The sequence below is a fragment of the Mesorhizobium sp. CAU 1741 genome (assembly GCF_039839275.1).
Lineage (GTDB): Bacteria > Pseudomonadota > Alphaproteobacteria > Rhizobiales > Rhizobiaceae > Aerobium.
Genome location: NZ_JBDOQP010000002.1, coordinates 268070 through 283833, shown reverse-complemented (window position 1 = coordinate 283833; position 15764 = coordinate 268070). Strand labels below are relative to the sequence as shown.

Sequence of the window (15764 nt, the reverse complement as noted above, 5' to 3'; positions counted from 1 at the left end):
GGTCGCAGCGGCTGGCGTCGCCGGAGCCGTGATTCATCGCTCATCGGAAAGGTCGTGGGGTTGACCCCGAAAGGATTGTGTCCATATATGGGCAGACTATCCGCTGGCGAGAACGCCGAACAATCAGCCTTTGCTGAATATACATGCGCCTGCCACGTTGTGATGGGCGCCAACGCTATAGGAATTATCATCGGATAGATTTCATGCCTCGTCGGCATGATTTCTCTAGGTCCGAAAAGTTGTTCATGAAAGCAAAGATAAACGGAAATAACCTCTACAAAATCTTTGGCGGGAAAGCCGCTGAAGCGCTCGCGCTTCTCGAGTCCGGCAAGAACAAGGACGAGATATTCGAAGCGACCGGCCAGACAGTTGGCGTCGACAATGCGAACTTCCAGGTTGCGGAAGGTGAAATCTTCGTCGTCATGGGACTTTCCGGTTCTGGAAAATCGACGCTCGTAAGAATGATCAACGGCCTGATCAAGCCGAGCGCCGGGGAAGTACTTATCGACGGCATCGATGTTGCGGCATGTTCTGATGAAGAACTGCGCCGGGTTCGCCGCGAGAAAGTCGCGATGGTGTTTCAGCACTTTGCACTCTTTCCCCACAAGACGGTTGCCGATAACGTCGCTTTCGGGCTCAAGATCCGGGGCATGAAGGCGGCCGAGCGGCGCGATCGCGCCCAGGTCGCTCTCGATCAGGTCGGGCTGGGCGCGCGCGCCGACAGCTATCCCGACGAGCTCTCAGGCGGCATGCAGCAGCGCGTCGGCCTGGCGCGAGGCCTCGCCTCCGAGCCGGAGATATTGCTGATGGACGAGCCGTTCAGTGCGCTCGATCCGCTGATCCGCGCCGACATGCAGCAGGAACTGCTCGAACTGCAGCGTTCGCTGAAGAAGACCATCGTTTTCATCACCCACGACCTGAATGAAGCGCTGACGCTCGGCAGCACAATTGCCATCATGCGTAGCGGCGCGATCGTCCAGACGGGGACGGCCGAAGACATCGTCGGCAATCCGGCGGACGATTATGTCGCCGCCTTCACCAAGGACGTCGACCGGTCGCTGGTCTTCACCGCGCAGTCGATCGCCAGCCCGGCCGAGCCGCTCGATGTCGGCGCGTCCGACGCGGGTGCAGCCGTAGCGCGGATGGAGGAACTGGGCGTTGACGCGATCCATGTCGTCGACAATGGCCGTCTCGCCGGCCTCGTCACCTATCGCGCCGCCGTGGCGGCATCACGCGATGGGGGCAATCTCAAATCCGCGCTGATGGCGGATTTTCCTGCCGCCTCGCTCGATACCCGCCTTTTCGATCTTTATCCTCTGGCGCAGACCGGCCTGCCGATCGCCCTGACGAATGACGACGAGACGCTTGCCGGCGTCGTGCAGCCAAAAGCCGTCTTTGAACAACTTGCCAATGGGAGGGCCTGAGCATGCTGAGCCCATCCGACTTCATGTCGATACCATTCGACGACTGGATCAACACGCTGGTTCGCGACTGGCTGGTACCGAACTTCAGGCCGCTTTTCCGCTCCATGCAGTGGCCGGTCACCCAGGTCCTGAACGGCCTGTCGGCGGCATTCAACGCGCTGCCGATGCTGGTCTTCACCGCGCTGCTGTCGCTGCTGGCATGGCGTACCGCGGGCCGTGGCGTGGCGATCTTCACGCTCGTCGCGCTGCTCTTCATCGACCTCATCGGCCTGTGGCCGGAAACCATGACCACGTTGGCGATGGTGGTGACGGCGGTGTTCTTCTGCGTCATCATCGGCATTCCGCTCGGCGTGATCGCCGCGCGCAGCGACGTCTTCCGCGCCATCCTGCGGCCGATCCTCGACATCATGCAGACCATCCCGTCCTTCGTGTACCTCGTGCCGATCGTGATGCTGTTCGGCGTCGGCGTGGTTCCGGGCATCATTGCCACGATCATCTTCGCGCTGCCGCCGATCATCCGCCTGACGGACCTCGGCATCCGCAACGTGCGCCATGATCTCACCGAAGCGGCAACCGCATTCGGTGCGACCCCTTGGCAGATGCTGATCGAGGTCCAGTTTCCCCTCGCGATGCGCACCGTAATGGCCGGCCTCAATCAGACCCTGATGCTGGCGCTGTCGATGGTGGTGATCGCCGCGCTTATCGGTGCGGGTGGATTGGGGCTCACCGTGTTCACCGGCCTCGGCCGTCTCGACGTGGGCAACGCGACCGCAGGTGGAGTTGGCATCGTCCTGCTCGCCATTATTCTCGATCGCATCAGCCAGGCGCTGGGTGAAAAGCGCGCCGCGCATTCGCCATCGCTCCTGGAGACGATGCGATCCCTGTTCTCGCTGCGGCGCCCTGTGCCCGCGGCGGATGCCGAAAGGGCAGGCTGATCCTGCCCGCCGCGTCTCTTGCGCGGTTCCCATGTCCCCGCCTCCGGGCGGCGGACGCAAGAAGAAGACAAGGAGACTATCCCTATGACAACACGATCAATCTCTCGCGTGCTCGCCGTGGCGCTTTCCGCTGGTACGATGCTGGCGCTTCCCGCCATGTCGGTGCAGGCCCAGGAAGGACCCGGCGCCGGAACGACCGTCCGGATGGCGCAGGCCACCTGGGACACCGGCTGGTTCCACGCTGAAATCTACAAGCAGCTTCTGGAAGAGCTCGGCTACACCGTCGAGGGGCCGACCACGCTCGACAACCCGCCCTTCTACCAGGCTGTCGCCCAGGGCGACCTCGACCTGTGGGTGAATGGCTGGTTCCCGCTGCATAATTCCTATGAGAGCACCTATTCGCAGGGGGCCGAACTCGTCGGCGCCGTGGCCGAAGGTGGCGCACTCGAAGGTTATCTGGTCGACAAGGCGTCGATCGAGGAATTCGACATCAAGTCGCTCGAGGATTTCAAGCGCGACGAAGTCAAGGAAGCCTTCGACCGTGACGGCGACGGCAAGGCCGATCTGGTCGCGTGCCCGCCCGGCTGGGGCTGCGAGATCACCATCGAGCATCACCTCGATGCCTATGATCTGCGCGACCATGTGAATCCGATCAAGGCGAGCTATGCGGCCTCGATGGCTGATGCCGTGGCGGCTCATGGCGAAGGCACGCCGATCCTGTTCTATACCTGGACGCCGAACTGGACCGTCGACGAGCTCAAGCCCGGCGAAGACGTGATGTGGATCGAGGTGCCGGAGATCAACCTGCCTGAAGCACAGGCCGATCTTGCCGATGCCGCGACGCTCGATGGCGTCGAGGGCTGCATCAACGATCCTTGCATGCTCGGCTTCCCGGCCAACGACATCCGTCCCGTGGTCAACACCGCGTTCCTCGGAGAGAACCCTGCAGTCGGCGCACTTCTCGAGGCGGCATCCATCCCGATCGCCGACATCTTCTCGCAGAACGCGAAGATGAACGCTGGCGAGGGCGACCAGGAAGACATCGAACGTCATGCTTCGGAGTGGATCGAAGCCAATGCCGATCTCGTGGACGGCTGGCTCGAAGAAGCGCGCGCGGCGGCTGACTGAGCCTGAATTGCGGAACGGCGGCGCATCTGCGCCGCCGTTTCCACCCTTGGAAGATCACTGTGGATGGCAACGGAGGGCACGGCCTTGATCGCCAGTACCGATGAATTCGACACCGCCTGCGACGACACGCTCGGCGGTCGTATCTCGCTAGGACGCGAAGCCGCGGGGCTCACCGTAGCCCAGGCGGCGCGGCGTCTTGGCGTGATGACCGAGAGCTGGAACGCATGGGAGCGCGACCGCGATGTGCCACGCGCAAGCCGCCTGACGATGATGGCGGGACTGCTGGGCGTTAGCCCGTCCTGGCTTCTCACCGGGATGGGATCCGGGCCGTTCGAACGGCCCGAGGAGCAACCGGGGGATCTCATGCGGGCCTTCCAGCAGACCTCGGACGAGATTGCCGCGCTCAACCGGCGCATGCAGGAGATCGCGGCGAGCCTGGAGCGTAAGGGCAACCCCGCCTGAACCGATCGCCCGCGCAATTTGACGAGCCCCGGCCGACCCGCCAGGGCTCGTCGCGTTTCAGGCAAAGACGATCGTCTTGTTGCCGCTGAGCATGACGCGGCTCTCCAGATGCAATTTTACCGCCCGGGCGAGGACGCGCGATTCGATGTCACGGCCAACCGCGACGAAGTCGTCCGCGCTCATCGCATGGGTGACCCGCTCCGTCTCCTGCTCGATGATAGGGCCTTCATCGAGGTCGGGCGTGACGTAGTGGCCGGTCGCGCCGATCAGCTTGACGCCGCGGTCGTAGGCCTGATGGTACGGCTTGGCGCCCTTGAAGCTGGGCAGGAACGAGTGGTGGATGTTGATGATGCGGCCGAAATGCCGGCTGGAGAATTCATCCGAAAGGACCTGCATGTAGCGGGCGAGGATGATCAGTTCGGCCCCGGTTTCCTCGACCAGCGCCGTGAGGCGGGCTTCCTGTTCCTGCTTGTTGTCCTTCGTCACTTTCCAGCAATGATAGGGAATGCCTGCTTCTTCGGCCGCCCGGCGGCTGTCCTCGTGGTTGGAGACGATCGCCGCCACATCCGCGTCCAGCCAGCCGACCCGGATCTGGTACAGCAGATGCAGCATCGCGTGGTCGAACTTCGAAACCATGATGATGATCCGAGGGCGGGTCGCGGTCTCGGTGAGGCGGATCCGCATGTCGAACCGCTGCACGGAAGGCGTTATCGCCGCTTCGAGCGCCGGCTTGTCCGCGCCGCGCGAGTCCAGCGAGATGCGCATGAAGAACTGGTTGCTCGGTTGGTCCCAGAACTGGCTGCTCTCGACGATGTTGGCGCCGATGGACGCCAGTGCGCCGGTGACTGATGCGACGATGCCGGGCTGGTCGTCGCAGGAAAGAGTGAGGAAGTGGGAGGGGCGAACCATGTGGGTATCTCCGGGATTCTGAGGTCGCGTCCGTCATAGCCGGGCGTGGCCGCTACCTTCAATCACCAACTTGTCTGTCACTGTCCACAGGCCCGTGTTGGGAGGTGTCGCGGGCCTGCTGCTCGTCTATGATGGGGGCTCCTCGAATCTCCCGGGCTCTTCAATGCGGCAATATCTCGAACTTCTCGGCCATGTCCTGGAAAACGGCGTCGATCGTGGGGATCGCACCGGCACCGGCACGCGCGGCGTCTTCGGCTGGCAGATGCGTTTCGACCTGGCGCAGGGGTTTCCGGTGCTGACGACCAAGAAACTCCATCTCAAGTCCATCATCCACGAACTGCTGTGGTTCCTGGCTGGCGACACCAACGTCAAATATCTCAACGACAACGGCGTCACGATCTGGGACGAATGGGCAGACGGCAATGGCGACCTCGGCCCGGTCTATGGGTCCCAGTGGCGGTCATGGCCGAAGCCCGATGGCGGATCGATCGACCAGATCGCCAACGTCGTCCGCGAAATTCGCGAGAACCCGAACTCGCGCCGCCTGATCGTCTCGGCCTGGAACCCGGCGGAGGTCGACGCCATGGCGCTGCCGCCGTGTCATTGCCTGTTCCAGTTCCACGTGGCGGAAGGCCGGCTGTCGTGCCAGCTCTATCAACGCTCGGCCGACATTTTCCTCGGGGTCCCGTTCAATGTCGCCTCCTATGCGCTCCTGACGATGATGGTGGCGCAGGTGACGGGTCTGAAACCCGGCCATTTCATTCATACGCTTGGCGATGCGCATCTTTATTCCAACCATTTCGAGCAGGCGCGCCAGCAATTGACGCGCACGCCGAGATCGCTGCCGACGATGTGGATCAATCCGCAGGTGGCCGACCTGTTCGCCTTCCGCTTCGATGATTTCCGTCTCGACGGCTACGTCGCGGACCCGACCATCCGCGCGCCGATAGCGGTGTGAATCATGAAGATCACACTCGTCGTCGCGATCGCGGAGAACGGTGTCATCGGGCGTGACGGCGGTCTGCCCTGGCGTCTGTCGACGGACATGCGCCGTTTCAAGGACACCACCATGGGCAAGCCGATCGTGATGGGCCGCAAGACGTGGGAGAGTTTTCCCAAGCAGCCATTGCCCGGGCGGCACAACATCGTGATCACGCGTGATCCGGCCTACAGCGCGGACGGCGCGACGGTCGTTGCCTCACTGGACGAGGCCATCGCGGAAGCCCGCAGGAGTGGCAGCGCGGAGGCGTGTGTCATCGGCGGCGGGCAGATCTACGCCCAGTCATTGCCCATCGCCGACCGGCTCGATGTCACGCATGTGCTGGCAAACGTCGATGGTGACACGCGTTTCCCGCCGATCCAGCCGGAAATCTGGACGGTGGTGTCGAGCGACAACTACCCGCAGGGTGAAAAGGACACGCATGCGACACGGCATGTGGTCTATGAACGGGCTGCTGGCTGACGATTCAGGCGGCGAAGTGCCGCGAAAACGCCGGATGCATCACGCATTGCGTTGAAAGCGTGCCTTCGCATCCCTATAACCCATCAAAACGGCAACACGTGGCGGATGGTTCCGCCGCAAAGCAATCAAGACCGAGAGGAAATTCATGCCCTGGAGCAATCAGAGTGGCGGCGGCGGTCCCTGGGGGGGCGGCGGCGGCAATGGCGGCGGTGGCGGTCCGTGGGGGCAAGGTCCACGCGGCCCAAGCGGCCCCAGCAACACGCCTCCCGATCTCGAGGACATCATCCGGCGCGGCCAGGACCGACTGAAGCAGGCGCTGCCTGGCGGCGGTGGCAGCAGCCCCGCAATATTCGGGCTGATCGCGCTTGTCCTCGTCGGTCTCTGGGCGTTCCAGTCGATCTACACCGTCCAGCCGGACGAACTCGCCGTCGAATTGCGCTTTGGCAAGCCGAAGGACGAGATCTCGGAGCCGGGCCTGCATTTCCATTGGTGGCCGATCGAAACCGTCGAAACTGCCAACGTGGCTGAAAAGCTCGTAAACATCGGTGAAGGCACGCGGGCAGGGCAGTCCTCCGGCCTGATGCTTTCGGGTGACCAGAACATCGTCGACGTGCGTTTCTCGGTAGCCTACCAGATCGCCGAACCGGCCGCTTACATGTTCAACGTCTCGGATCCCGACGCTACGCTGCGGCAGATCGCCGAAAGCGCGATGCGTGAAGTTGTCGGACGCCGTCCCGCGCAGGATATTTTCCGCGATGATCGACAGGGGATCGCGGAAGAAGTGCGCGAGATCATGCAGGGCACGATTGACCAGTATGGCGCGGGATTGGCGATCACCGCCATCTCGATCGAGGACGCGGCGCCGCCGCGCGAGGTCGCCGATGCGTTTGAAGAGGTGCAGCGCGCCGAGCAGGACGAAGATCGCTTCGTGGAAGAATCCAACCAGTATTCAAATCAGCAGCTCGGACAGGCACGAGGCCAGGCGGCACAGATTCGTGAAGAGGCAGCCGCCTATCGCAACCGCGTCGTGCTGGAAGCCGAAGGCGAGGCGCAACGTTTCGTGTCGGTCTACGAGGAATACGCCAAGGCGCCGGACGTGACCCGTCAGCGTCTCTTCATCGAAACCATGGAAGGCGTCCTGAGTGGATCGAACAAGGTGATCGTCGAGCAGGGCAATGGCCAGGGCGTGATCCCGTATCTGCCGCTGCCTGAACTTCGCACGGCGCCGGGAGGAAACAACTGATGAGCAACCGTCTCCCAGCCATCATCATCGCCGCAGCGATCATTCTATTCCTCGTCTGGTCGTCCATTTTCGTCGTCAACGAGCGTCAGCAGGCAATCGTGCTGCGGTTCGGTGAAATCGTCGACGTGAAGACCGAGCCCGGCATCTATTTCAAGCTGCCGTTTCCCTTCATCGAGGCCGACAACGTTCAGTTGATCGAGGATCGCGTGCTGCGTTTCGATCTCGACGACATCCGTGTCCAGGTGTCCGGAGGCCGCTTCTACGAGGTGGACGCGTTCATTGCCTATCGCATCAGCGAGCCACGCCGCTTCCGTCTGGCGGTTTCGGGCTCGGTGCCTTTGGCCGAGCAGCGTCTGCGCACCCGTCTCGATGCAGCCCTGCGCCGGGTCTACGGTCTTCGCGGCTTCGAGGCAGCGCTCTCGGAAGAGCGCGGTTCGATGATGCGGGAGGTGGCCGACCAGTTGCGTCCGGACGCCACCTCGCTCGGGCTCGAGATCGTCGACGTGCGCATCCGCCGTACCGATTTGACGGCCGAAGTCTCCCAGCAGACATACGAACGCATGCGTGCCGAACGTCTTGCCGAGGCCGAGCGCCTGCGGGCACGTGGTCGGGAGGCTGCCCAGCGCATCCGTGCCCGCGCGGACCGCGAGGTGGTCGAGATCACGGCTGCAGCACAGCGTGAATCGGAGATCCTGCGAGGCGAGGGCGAAGCACAGCGCAACGCCATCTTCGCCAAGGCTTTCCAGCGCGACGCCGACTTCTTCGAGTTCTATCGCTCGATGTCGGCCTACAGCAACGCACTGCAGGGTGAAGGCACGACGATGCTCCTGTCGCCGGATTCGGAGTTCTTCCGCTTCTTCGGCAACTCGGCAGGCCGCGCCCCGGCCGGTGGTGCCCCGGCGGCTCAGGCGGATGCGCCGGCTGATGCCACGGCTCCGGCTGAAGCACCGGCCGATGCCACGGCGCCAGTGCCAGCTCCCGACGATGCACCTGCCGCGTCTCCTGCAGCAGCGCCGGAGAACGGCGCAACCGCGCCGGCATCCGGCACGTCGGACTAGCGTGAGCGACCTCGTCGTCGCTCTCGGCCTCGTGCTGGTCATCGAGGGCATCCTATATGGCGGCCTGCCGCAACTTGCGAAGCGGCTGGCCGCCGAGGTCCTGACGATGCCCGAACAGGCGATGCGCATTGGCGGGCTCGTCGCGCTCGCTCTCGGTGTGCTCATCGTCTGGTTCGTCCGGGGATAGCGGATAAGCGGAGATGTGGCGGCGGATCGCTGCTGCATCCTTGCGCGCGATTGCGCCGGCGGTCACAATGGATTTATCGGACGCGGCTGGAATCGGTCGCAAACACGCCTCATTGTTGGCGAGCATCCCCGTTAAGTGACGGAGCCCTATCTGGGCGCAATTCGGAGATTGTCTGCATGGTTGCCATGAACCTCCCCTCGATGACGCGCAAGGCGGTCATTGGCGCCACCGCCGTCGCATTGTCGTTTGCCGGCGCACTGGGGACCGCGCCACGGGCCCAGGCCCAGGCCCAGGCCCAGCCGCCCGTCCAGCATGGTCCGGCGTCCGTGGCCGATCTCGCCGAAGGCCTGCTCGATGCCGTCGTCAACGTCTCCACGTCGCAGAACGCGCCTGCCACGCAGCGCAATGTGCCGCCGCCGAACCTGCCCGAGGGCTCGCCGTTCCAGGAATTCTTCGACGAATTCTTCAACGAGCCGGGCGAAGGCGGGCAGATGGGGCCTCGCCGTGTGCAATCGCTCGGTTCGGGCTTCATCATCGATGCCGAGGAAGGCATCGTCATCACCAACAATCATGTCATCGCCGACGCGGACGAGATCGAGATCAACTTCGCTGATGGCGGCAAGCTCGACGCCGAGCTCGTCGGCACCGATCCGCAGACCGATATCGCTGTGTTGAAGGTGGACCCCACGCTGCGTGAACTCACGCAGGTGGAGTTCGGCGATTCAGCGGCGATGCGTATCGGCGACTGGGTCATGGCCATCGGCAACCCGTTCGGCCTTGGTGGCTCGGTGTCCATCGGCATCGTGTCGGCGCGCGGGCGCGACATCCAGTCCGGCCCGTATGACGACTTCATCCAGACGGACGCCGCCATCAATCGCGGCAATTCCGGTGGTCCGCTGTTCGACATGAACGGGCGCGTGATCGGCATCAACACGGCGATCATTTCGCCTTCTGGCGGCTCGATCGGCATCGGCTTCTCGATCCCGTCGCAACTTGCCATGAACGTCATCGACCAGTTGCGCGAATTCGGCGAAACTCGGCGCGGCTGGCTCGGCGTGCGCATCCAGCCGGTGACCGACGAGATCGCCGAAAGCCTTGGCATGCCGAGGGCAATGGGCGCGCTCGTCGCAGGCGTGATACAGGGTGGACCCGTTGACGATGGCACCATCCAGCCAGGCGACGTCATCGTCCGCTTCGACGGCAAGGAGATCGGCGCCATGCGCGACCTTCCGCGCATCGTTGCCGAGAGCCCCGTCGGCAAGGCTGTCGACGTCATCATCATTCGCAAGGGCGAGGAACAGACGGTTTCCGTCACCCTCGGCCGGCTCGAGGATAGCGAGGAGGCCGCGCTCGAGGAGTCGGAACCGACGCAGGACGAGGGCCCTGTGGCCACCGCCGCGATCCTTGGCATGACGATCGCGGAACTGGACGACGAAGCGCGGGAAACCTTCGAGATCGTGCCCGAGGTATCCGGGGTCGTCGTGACGGAAGTGGAAGCGGGTTCGGCAGCCGAAGAGCGCGGAATCGCCGCCGGTGACGTCATTACCGAGATCGCCCAGGAGGCGGTTTCGTCGCCGGACGAGGTTATCGACCGCATCGATGCGCTGCGCGACCAGGGCCGCCGCAATGCCTTGCTGATGCTGTCGTCAAAGACCGGCGAACTGCGTTTCGTCACCGTCAGGATGGATTGAGCGGCGGCTTTCCCGAGCGGGATGAGGAAAAGTGTGAAGCGGTTCTCCGCCCACATTCCGCTCCATCTCTTTGGACTCGATCGCGCTTAAGATTCAGGTCGTTTCGACCTGAATTCATCCCGGTCGAGAGCGCCACGTGTCCGCAGTCACGCTATAGAGCACGTGCCGCCTGAGTTCGGGTGCGACGACGCGCGGATGGTCGAAGTCGGAGCCTTCCTCGCACGTCATGCCTATGCGCTGCATCACCGCGACCGAGCGTTCGTTATTCCAGACCGCGAACGCGACGATCTCATCGACCGCAAGCTGCTCGAAGCCGAACGCCAGCAGACGCAGAGCCGCCTCGGTGGCGTAGCCCTTGCCCCAGAACTCCGGCGCAAGCCGCCATCCGATCTCGGTCGCGCCGGCAGGCCGTGCCGGAAGGATCGAAACGGGCTGCAGGCCGGCAAAGCCGATGCACTGGCCGGTGCGTTTCAGTTCGAGCGCGGAGAAGCCGTAGCCACGCTCTTCGTTGTCCCGGCGCACCCGGTCCATGAACGCGTCCGATTCCGGCCGGCTGCGGCGAAAGTCGTAGAACCGCATCACCTCGTCGTCTGAATTGATGCGGTGGAAAAGCGCACGGTCGTCCTCGCCCCAATTGCGGATGACGAGCCGATCGGTCTCGAGCTCCATCACTCTACAAACTCCTGGCGCCGGTACCCCTGAATGTAGAGAAGCGCAGTCAGGTCGCCATGGTCGATGCGGCAACGCGCCTGGGCCGCGACGGCGGGTTTCGCGTGCAGGGCGACGCCGGTGCCGGCAAGCCCCAGCATGTCGAGGTCGTTGGCGCCATCGCCAACCGCAATGGCATCCTCCACCGTGATGGCGCGCCGAGCGGCAATGTCGCGCAGCGCCTCCGCCTTGGCCGCGCGTCCGAGGATCGGGTCGGCGACCTTGCCGGCGAGGCGGCCATCGGCCTCCAAGAGCGTATTGGCGCGGTTCTCGTGAAAACCGAGCTTTGCGGCGATGGGACCTGTGAATGCAAGAAAGCCTCCGGATACCAGAGCCGTCCATGCGCCGTGGGCATTCATCGTCGCCACCAAGGTCTTGCCGCCAGCGGCCAGCGTGATGCGGTTTTCGATGATCCGTTCGATGACGCCCGTGTCGAGCCCCGCGAGCAAGGCCACGCGTTCGCGCAGTGCCGGCTCGAACGCCAGTTCACCGTTCATCGACCGTGCCGTGATCTCGGCGACATGCGCCTTAAGGCCAATTTCGTCGGCGAGTTCATCGATGCATTCCTGGTCGATCATCGTGGAGTCCATGTCGGCAATCAGCAATTTCTTGCGCCGCGTACCTTCTTCCTGCACCACGATGTCGACCGCCGCGTCGCCGATCACGCCTCGCAGTTCTGCGGCGGACTCGTCGGGCCTTGCCCCGGAGGGCAGGGGAAAGTCGGCTGCTATGCCATCATCGAGCCAGTCGATCCGGCTTGCGCCGACCGCACGTGAGGCTCTATCTGCCAGTTCGGCGGTAAGAGCCGGCCGGACCGGATTGGCGATCAGCGTGGCGACGAATGACATGATAAATCCTGCGCGGCAGGGCCCGAATGAGCCGTTGAAGAACGCGATCCTGATAGCCGGCCCCACAGCCAGCGGCAAGTCGGCGCTGGCCCTGAAGCTGGCGCAGGAGACCGGGGGCGTGATCGTCAATGCGGATTCCATGCAGGTCTACGGCGTCCTGCGTGTGCTGACCGCCAGGCCCGACGATGCGGATCTGGCGACGGCTCCGCATCATCTCTATGGCCATGTCGATCCCCGCGAATACTATTCCACCGGGCGCTGGATGCGCGAGGTGGCAGACCTGATCGCCTCGGGTAAGCTCGAGAATAGACCGGCAATATTCGTCGGCGGGACGGGCCTCTATTTCAGGGCGCTGACCGAGGGGCTGTCGGCGATGCCGTCCATTCCCGATGACGTTCGCGCGCGATGGCGCGATGCGCTCGCGGCCGAAGGACCGGAGGCGATGCACGCATTGCTTGCCGAGCGGGATGCGGCGACGGCCGCGAGACTGAAGCCCGGCGATGGCCAGCGCATCGTGCGGGCACTGGAGGTTCATGAGGCGTCTGGACGCTCGATCACGCATTGGCAGCAGGAGGCTGGTCGGCCGCTGGTGGACGAGGCGAAAGCACAACTCTTTGTGATCGAGCCGGAGCGGGCGTTGCTACACGCGCGGATCGAGGCTCGCTTTGACGCAATGATGGAACACGGCGCGATGCAGGAAGTTCTGGCTTTCGGAGCGCTCGGCGTGGATGACGCGATGCCCGCGATGAAGGCCATCGGCGTCAGGGAACTCCAGGCCGCGGACCGAGGCGAGATAAGCCTTGCAGAGGCGGTGGCACGAGCCAAGGCTGCGACGCGTCAATACGCCAAGCGCCAGTCGACGTGGTTTCGCAACCAGCTCGGGCCAGCCTGGCGGCGGATCGACTCGACTGATCTGCCGTGACTTGCGCACCTTTCTTGCGTTCAAGATGTTCGCGGCCTGGTTGTTTAAATTAACTTAGCGTAAGAGCCGGCATGTGATAACGGAGCGTCGCGAATTCACCGGGAGAGAAGATGCGGTTTCACAAAGCCGAGTCGGCGTTTTTTGTCTTCATTACCGTCATCCTCGCGGCAGGCGTGCTCATTGTGTACGCCTACGAAGCCATTGATTCTGCTGCTCAGGCCATCGACCATGCGAGCCGTCTGGAGGTTCTCGGGCAGTTCGCAAGGCTGCTCTTCGCCACCGGCGTCCTTCAGGCGACCGCGCTGTTCTTCGGCATCTTCTTCATCTATCCGCTGATCCGCACCCAGGTGAAGGAAGAAGGCAAGCTGCGCGCGATGACGGAATCGCTCAGTGCCCGATCCGAAACCCTCGAACATGCAGCGCTCACCGATGGTCTGACGGGAATGCAGAACCGGCGCTTTTTCGACGATGCGCTGCGCGAATACATCGAGGAATTTCGCAAGATCGGCAAACCGGTCGGCCTGATGATCCTCGATCTCGACCACTTCAAGATGGTCAACGACACCCACGGCCACGACGTCGGCGACCAGGTGCTCAAGGCGGTGGCTGGTTGCCTCAAGGACATGACGCGGTATCATGACGTGGTGGCCCGGCTGGGCGGCGAAGAATTTGCGATCGTCGCACCTAACATGGACGATACCTTGCTGACGAAACTCGGCGAACGCATCCGCAAGGCGGTTTCGGGTCTCGTTGTGGTCTCTGGCAATGTGCGGTTGAAGGTGACGACCAGCATCGGGGTGGCGGTCTGGGATGGCCAGGAGACGGCGGAGGAGCTCTTCCGCCGCGCCGACAAGCATCTTTATCAGGCCAAGCGGCTTGGTCGAAACCGCATCTGCGCCTGAGGGCAGGGCGGAGCGCCTATTCGTAGAGCCGCCGGAAAGATTCGTCGTCGAAGCGCCGTCGCAGGGGCCGATCGCCCGGTTGCGGTTCGCCATGGCTGGCCGGCGAACGCTCTCCCGCCTGCCGGTAAGTATCGACCGGCGCGCCCAGCCGCGAGGCGGCGGCGAAACGATCGGGTTCGGCAGGATAGTGCGCGGCAGAGTGCGGTCCGACGCTGCGAAGGTTCTCGACAAGCGTGACGATGTCGACCTCGCCGTCGTCGCCAGCCGCAAAGTCGTCCTCGTCATGCGGGCGGCCTGATCCGGGTAGCAGTGCCTTTTCCTGGTGCTCGAATTTGAGGCGCATCGTCGTCGCAACGCCTTCACCGAAGGCAATCGCTTCGCGCTGGCCCATCGACGACAGGAATGTCAGGGTGGATGCCGACGAGTCGGCGATTGCTGACCGGATGATGTCCTGGTCCAGTTCGTTTGCCAGCCGCATGGCGAACACCGTCGAGCATTGCGACAGGACAGTCGGGTCCAGTTCGCCCGGCCGCTGCGTCACCACGCCGAGGAAGCAGCCATATTTGCGGCCTTCCTTGGCGATGCGCGACAGTGCATGCCGCGTCGGCGCGAAACCGAGACGCGGATCTGCCGGCATGTAGCGGTGCGCCTCCTCGCACAGCACCAGCAGCTTCAGGCGGCCGTGACTGTTCATTGCCAGATCGAAGGCGAGCCGTCCCAGAACCGAGCATACCGAATTGACGACTTCCGAGGGCAGCCCGGCCAGCTCGAAGCATGTGATCGGCTTGCCCTGGTGAGGCACCCGGAAGATCGTGCCGATCGTCTCGTGGATGTTGTCGTCGATGATGCGCGAGGCGAACATGAAGCGATAGCGCGGATCGCTGACCGCTGCTTCGATGCGGATGCGCAGCGAGCGATAGAACGGCCGGTCGTTCTTGGTCTCCAGCATGCCCATGCGATCGTCGATGGTCTTGATCACGTCGGCCATGCGGTATGGCACGGGCGTGTCAGCGGTGATTCCGTTGATGTCGGAGGAACGCCGCATCAGCGTGCCGTTGCTCGGCGTGCGATAGCTCTGCTTGGCCAGCGGCACGAGGTCTCGCAGGAGGTCCACTTCCTCGGGGATCGGGTCGCGGCCGCGATAGAGCACCTCGACCAGTTCCTCCAGTCGGAAAAGCCAGAACGGCAAGTCGAGCGTATGCGAATTCACACGGATCGCGTGCTCCGGGAAGGCGCTGGAAAATTCGTTGTGCGGGTCTAGGATCAGAACGCGCAGGTCCGGTCGTGCCGCGATCGCCTTGCGCAGCAGCAGCGACACGGCGGTCGACTTGCCCACGCCGGTCGTCCCCACCACCGCGAAATGACGATTGAGCGTATCGTCGATGGCGATGCGCGCCTCTATGCTTTCGTCCTGCGACAGCGTCCCGACAGTCAGCGCACGGCGACCCGAAAGGTCGTAGACCGCCTCGAGGTCGCGCGACCTGATCCTGTGCGCGATTGCGCCGATATGCGGGTAGCTGGTGATGCCGCGATCGAAGACCGGCTTGCCGTCTTCCGTGTCCCGTACTTCGCCGATCAGCTCGACGTGAACGTTGATCTGGTTGATGCCATCCTCGGTCCAGGTCTGAACCGGTGTCTCGATACGATAGACCAGCCCGACCGTGCGGATAGTGCCGAGATTGATCGAGACCATGCGCCCGACAGTCCAGAGGCCGCGCGTGGCTGGCGTGCCGTCTCCCGCATAAGCCGACAGTGTTGCACGCGCACCGTCGCATTGGACCACACGGCCAAGCACGCGGGTATCGGACTGGGACCCGTCACGCCGTTCCTGGTTGGTCGATTCGCCGATTTCAGCGCGTTCAACAAACATCAAGTTCCTTCCACC

16 protein-coding genes are annotated in these 15764 nt (G+C 63.5%); 12 read left to right on the top strand and 4 right to left on the bottom strand.

Annotated elements, in window-relative coordinates:
• Positions 1-245 precede the first annotated feature (245 nt).
• From AAFN84_RS08300 to AAFN84_RS08285, 4 genes are all read left to right on the top strand, one after another.
• The gene (locus AAFN84_RS08300) at positions 246-1424 is read left to right on the top strand and encodes a glycine betaine/L-proline ABC transporter ATP-binding protein (RefSeq protein ID WP_347514095.1); all 1179 of its coding nucleotides are present in this window, start codon (positions 246-248) and stop codon (positions 1422-1424) included.
• A 2-nt stretch (positions 1425-1426) separates the two neighbouring features.
• Positions 1427-2359: a proline/glycine betaine ABC transporter permease gene (locus AAFN84_RS08295; protein ID WP_347514094.1), complete on the top strand. Its 933-nt coding sequence runs from the start codon at positions 1427-1429 to the stop codon at positions 2357-2359.
• 84 nt (positions 2360-2443) lie between these two features.
• The gene (gene proX / locus AAFN84_RS08290) at positions 2444-3487 is read left to right on the top strand and encodes a glycine betaine/L-proline ABC transporter substrate-binding protein ProX (protein WP_347514093.1); all 1044 of its coding nucleotides are present in this window, start codon (positions 2444-2446) and stop codon (positions 3485-3487) included.
• A gap of 84 nt (positions 3488-3571) precedes the next feature.
• Entirely contained in the window at positions 3572-3949 is a 378-nt protein-coding gene (locus AAFN84_RS08285) for a helix-turn-helix transcriptional regulator (RefSeq protein ID WP_347514092.1), read from the top strand.
• Between the two features lie 57 nt (positions 3950-4006).
• Here the strand turns inward: AAFN84_RS08285 and purU are convergent, their stop codons facing one another.
• Positions 4007-4858: a formyltetrahydrofolate deformylase gene (gene purU, locus AAFN84_RS08280; protein WP_347514091.1), complete on the bottom strand. Its 852-nt coding sequence runs from the start codon at positions 4856-4858 to the stop codon at positions 4007-4009.
• A gap of 163 nt (positions 4859-5021) precedes the next feature.
• On the opposite strand from purU, the gene AAFN84_RS08275 reads away from it, so the two are divergent.
• The 6 genes from AAFN84_RS08275 to AAFN84_RS08250 all read left to right on the top strand — a co-directional run bounded on the left by AAFN84_RS08275 (position 5022) and on the right by AAFN84_RS08250 (position 10499).
• Positions 5022-5816: a thymidylate synthase gene (locus AAFN84_RS08275; RefSeq protein ID WP_347514090.1), complete on the top strand. Its 795-nt coding sequence runs from the start codon at positions 5022-5024 to the stop codon at positions 5814-5816.
• A gap of 3 nt (positions 5817-5819) precedes the next feature.
• Positions 5820-6320, top strand: a complete 501-nt coding sequence (locus AAFN84_RS08270; RefSeq protein WP_347514089.1) for a dihydrofolate reductase — start codon at positions 5820-5822, stop codon at positions 6318-6320.
• Between the two features lie 145 nt (positions 6321-6465).
• A complete protein-coding gene (gene hflK / locus AAFN84_RS08265) occupies positions 6466-7563 on the top strand; it encodes an FtsH protease activity modulator HflK (protein WP_347514088.1) in 1098 nt (365 codons plus the stop codon).
• Positions 7563-8621, top strand: coding sequence for a protease modulator HflC (locus tag AAFN84_RS08260; RefSeq protein ID WP_347514087.1), 1059 nt, complete (start codon positions 7563-7565; stop codon positions 8619-8621). Before hflK ends, AAFN84_RS08260 begins: the two co-directional genes overlap by 1 nt.
• Before the next feature lies 1 nt (position 8622).
• Positions 8623-8808, top strand: a complete 186-nt coding sequence (locus tag AAFN84_RS08255; RefSeq protein WP_347514086.1) for a DUF2065 family protein — start codon at positions 8623-8625, stop codon at positions 8806-8808.
• A 176-nt stretch (positions 8809-8984) separates the two neighbouring features.
• On the top strand, positions 8985-10499 hold the full coding sequence (locus tag AAFN84_RS08250; RefSeq protein WP_347514085.1) for a DegQ family serine endoprotease: 1515 nt from the start codon (positions 8985-8987) through the stop codon (positions 10497-10499).
• A 114-nt stretch (positions 10500-10613) separates the two neighbouring features.
• Here the strand turns inward: AAFN84_RS08250 and AAFN84_RS08245 are convergent, their stop codons facing one another.
• Complete coding sequence (locus tag AAFN84_RS08245; RefSeq protein ID WP_347514084.1) at positions 10614-11171, bottom strand: GNAT family N-acetyltransferase; 558 nt, start codon at positions 11169-11171, stop codon at positions 10614-10616.
• On the bottom strand, positions 11168-12055 hold the full coding sequence (serB, locus tag AAFN84_RS08240; protein WP_347514083.1) for a phosphoserine phosphatase SerB: 888 nt from the start codon (positions 12053-12055) through the stop codon (positions 11168-11170). The genes AAFN84_RS08245 and serB overlap by 4 nt, the downstream gene beginning before the upstream one ends.
• On the opposite strand from serB, the gene miaA reads away from it, so the two are divergent.
• Positions 12054-12977 (top strand): tRNA (adenosine(37)-N6)-dimethylallyltransferase MiaA, encoded by a 924-nt coding sequence (gene miaA / locus AAFN84_RS08235; RefSeq protein WP_347514082.1) that lies wholly within the window; start codon positions 12054-12056, stop codon positions 12975-12977. The genes serB and miaA overlap by 2 nt on opposite strands.
• 110 nt (positions 12978-13087) lie before the next feature.
• Positions 13088-13879 carry a GGDEF domain-containing protein gene (locus AAFN84_RS08230; protein ID WP_347514081.1) on the top strand — a complete coding sequence of 264 codons (792 nt, stop codon included), beginning with the start codon at positions 13088-13090 and terminating at the stop codon, positions 13877-13879.
• Positions 13880-13895: 16 nt separating this feature from the next.
• Here the strand turns inward: AAFN84_RS08230 and AAFN84_RS08225 are convergent, their stop codons facing one another.
• On the bottom strand, positions 13896-15749 hold the full coding sequence (locus AAFN84_RS08225) for a DUF87 domain-containing protein (protein ID WP_347514080.1): 1854 nt from the start codon (positions 15747-15749) through the stop codon (positions 13896-13898).
• Between the last annotated feature and the right edge of the window lie 15 nt (positions 15750-15764).

Coding starts and splice junctions, on each gene's coding strand:
- miaA (WP_347514082.1), top strand. CDS start 12,054: ATGATAAATCCTGCGCGGCAGGGCCCGAATGAGCCGTTGAAGAACGCG.
- AAFN84_RS08250 (WP_347514085.1), top strand. CDS start 8,985: ATGGTTGCCATGAACCTCCCCTCGATGACGCGCAAGGCGGTCATTGGC.
- AAFN84_RS08295 (WP_347514094.1), top strand. CDS start 1,427: ATGCTGAGCCCATCCGACTTCATGTCGATACCATTCGACGACTGGATC.
- AAFN84_RS08230 (WP_347514081.1), top strand. CDS start 13,088: ATGCGGTTTCACAAAGCCGAGTCGGCGTTTTTTGTCTTCATTACCGTC.
- AAFN84_RS08300 (WP_347514095.1), top strand. CDS start 246: ATGAAAGCAAAGATAAACGGAAATAACCTCTACAAAATCTTTGGCGGG.
- purU (WP_347514091.1), bottom strand. CDS start 4,858: ATGGTTCGCCCCTCCCACTTCCTCACTCTTTCCTGCGACGACCAGCCC.
- AAFN84_RS08275 (WP_347514090.1), top strand. CDS start 5,022: ATGCGGCAATATCTCGAACTTCTCGGCCATGTCCTGGAAAACGGCGTC.
- AAFN84_RS08260 (WP_347514087.1), top strand. CDS start 7,563: ATGAGCAACCGTCTCCCAGCCATCATCATCGCCGCAGCGATCATTCTA.
- AAFN84_RS08225 (WP_347514080.1), bottom strand. CDS start 15,749: ATGTTTGTTGAACGCGCTGAAATCGGCGAATCGACCAACCAGGAACGG.
- proX (WP_347514093.1), top strand. CDS start 2,444: ATGACAACACGATCAATCTCTCGCGTGCTCGCCGTGGCGCTTTCCGCT.
- serB (WP_347514083.1), bottom strand. CDS start 12,055: ATGTCATTCGTCGCCACGCTGATCGCCAATCCGGTCCGGCCGGCTCTT.
- hflK (WP_347514088.1), top strand. CDS start 6,466: ATGCCCTGGAGCAATCAGAGTGGCGGCGGCGGTCCCTGGGGGGGCGGC.
- AAFN84_RS08270 (WP_347514089.1), top strand. CDS start 5,820: ATGAAGATCACACTCGTCGTCGCGATCGCGGAGAACGGTGTCATCGGG.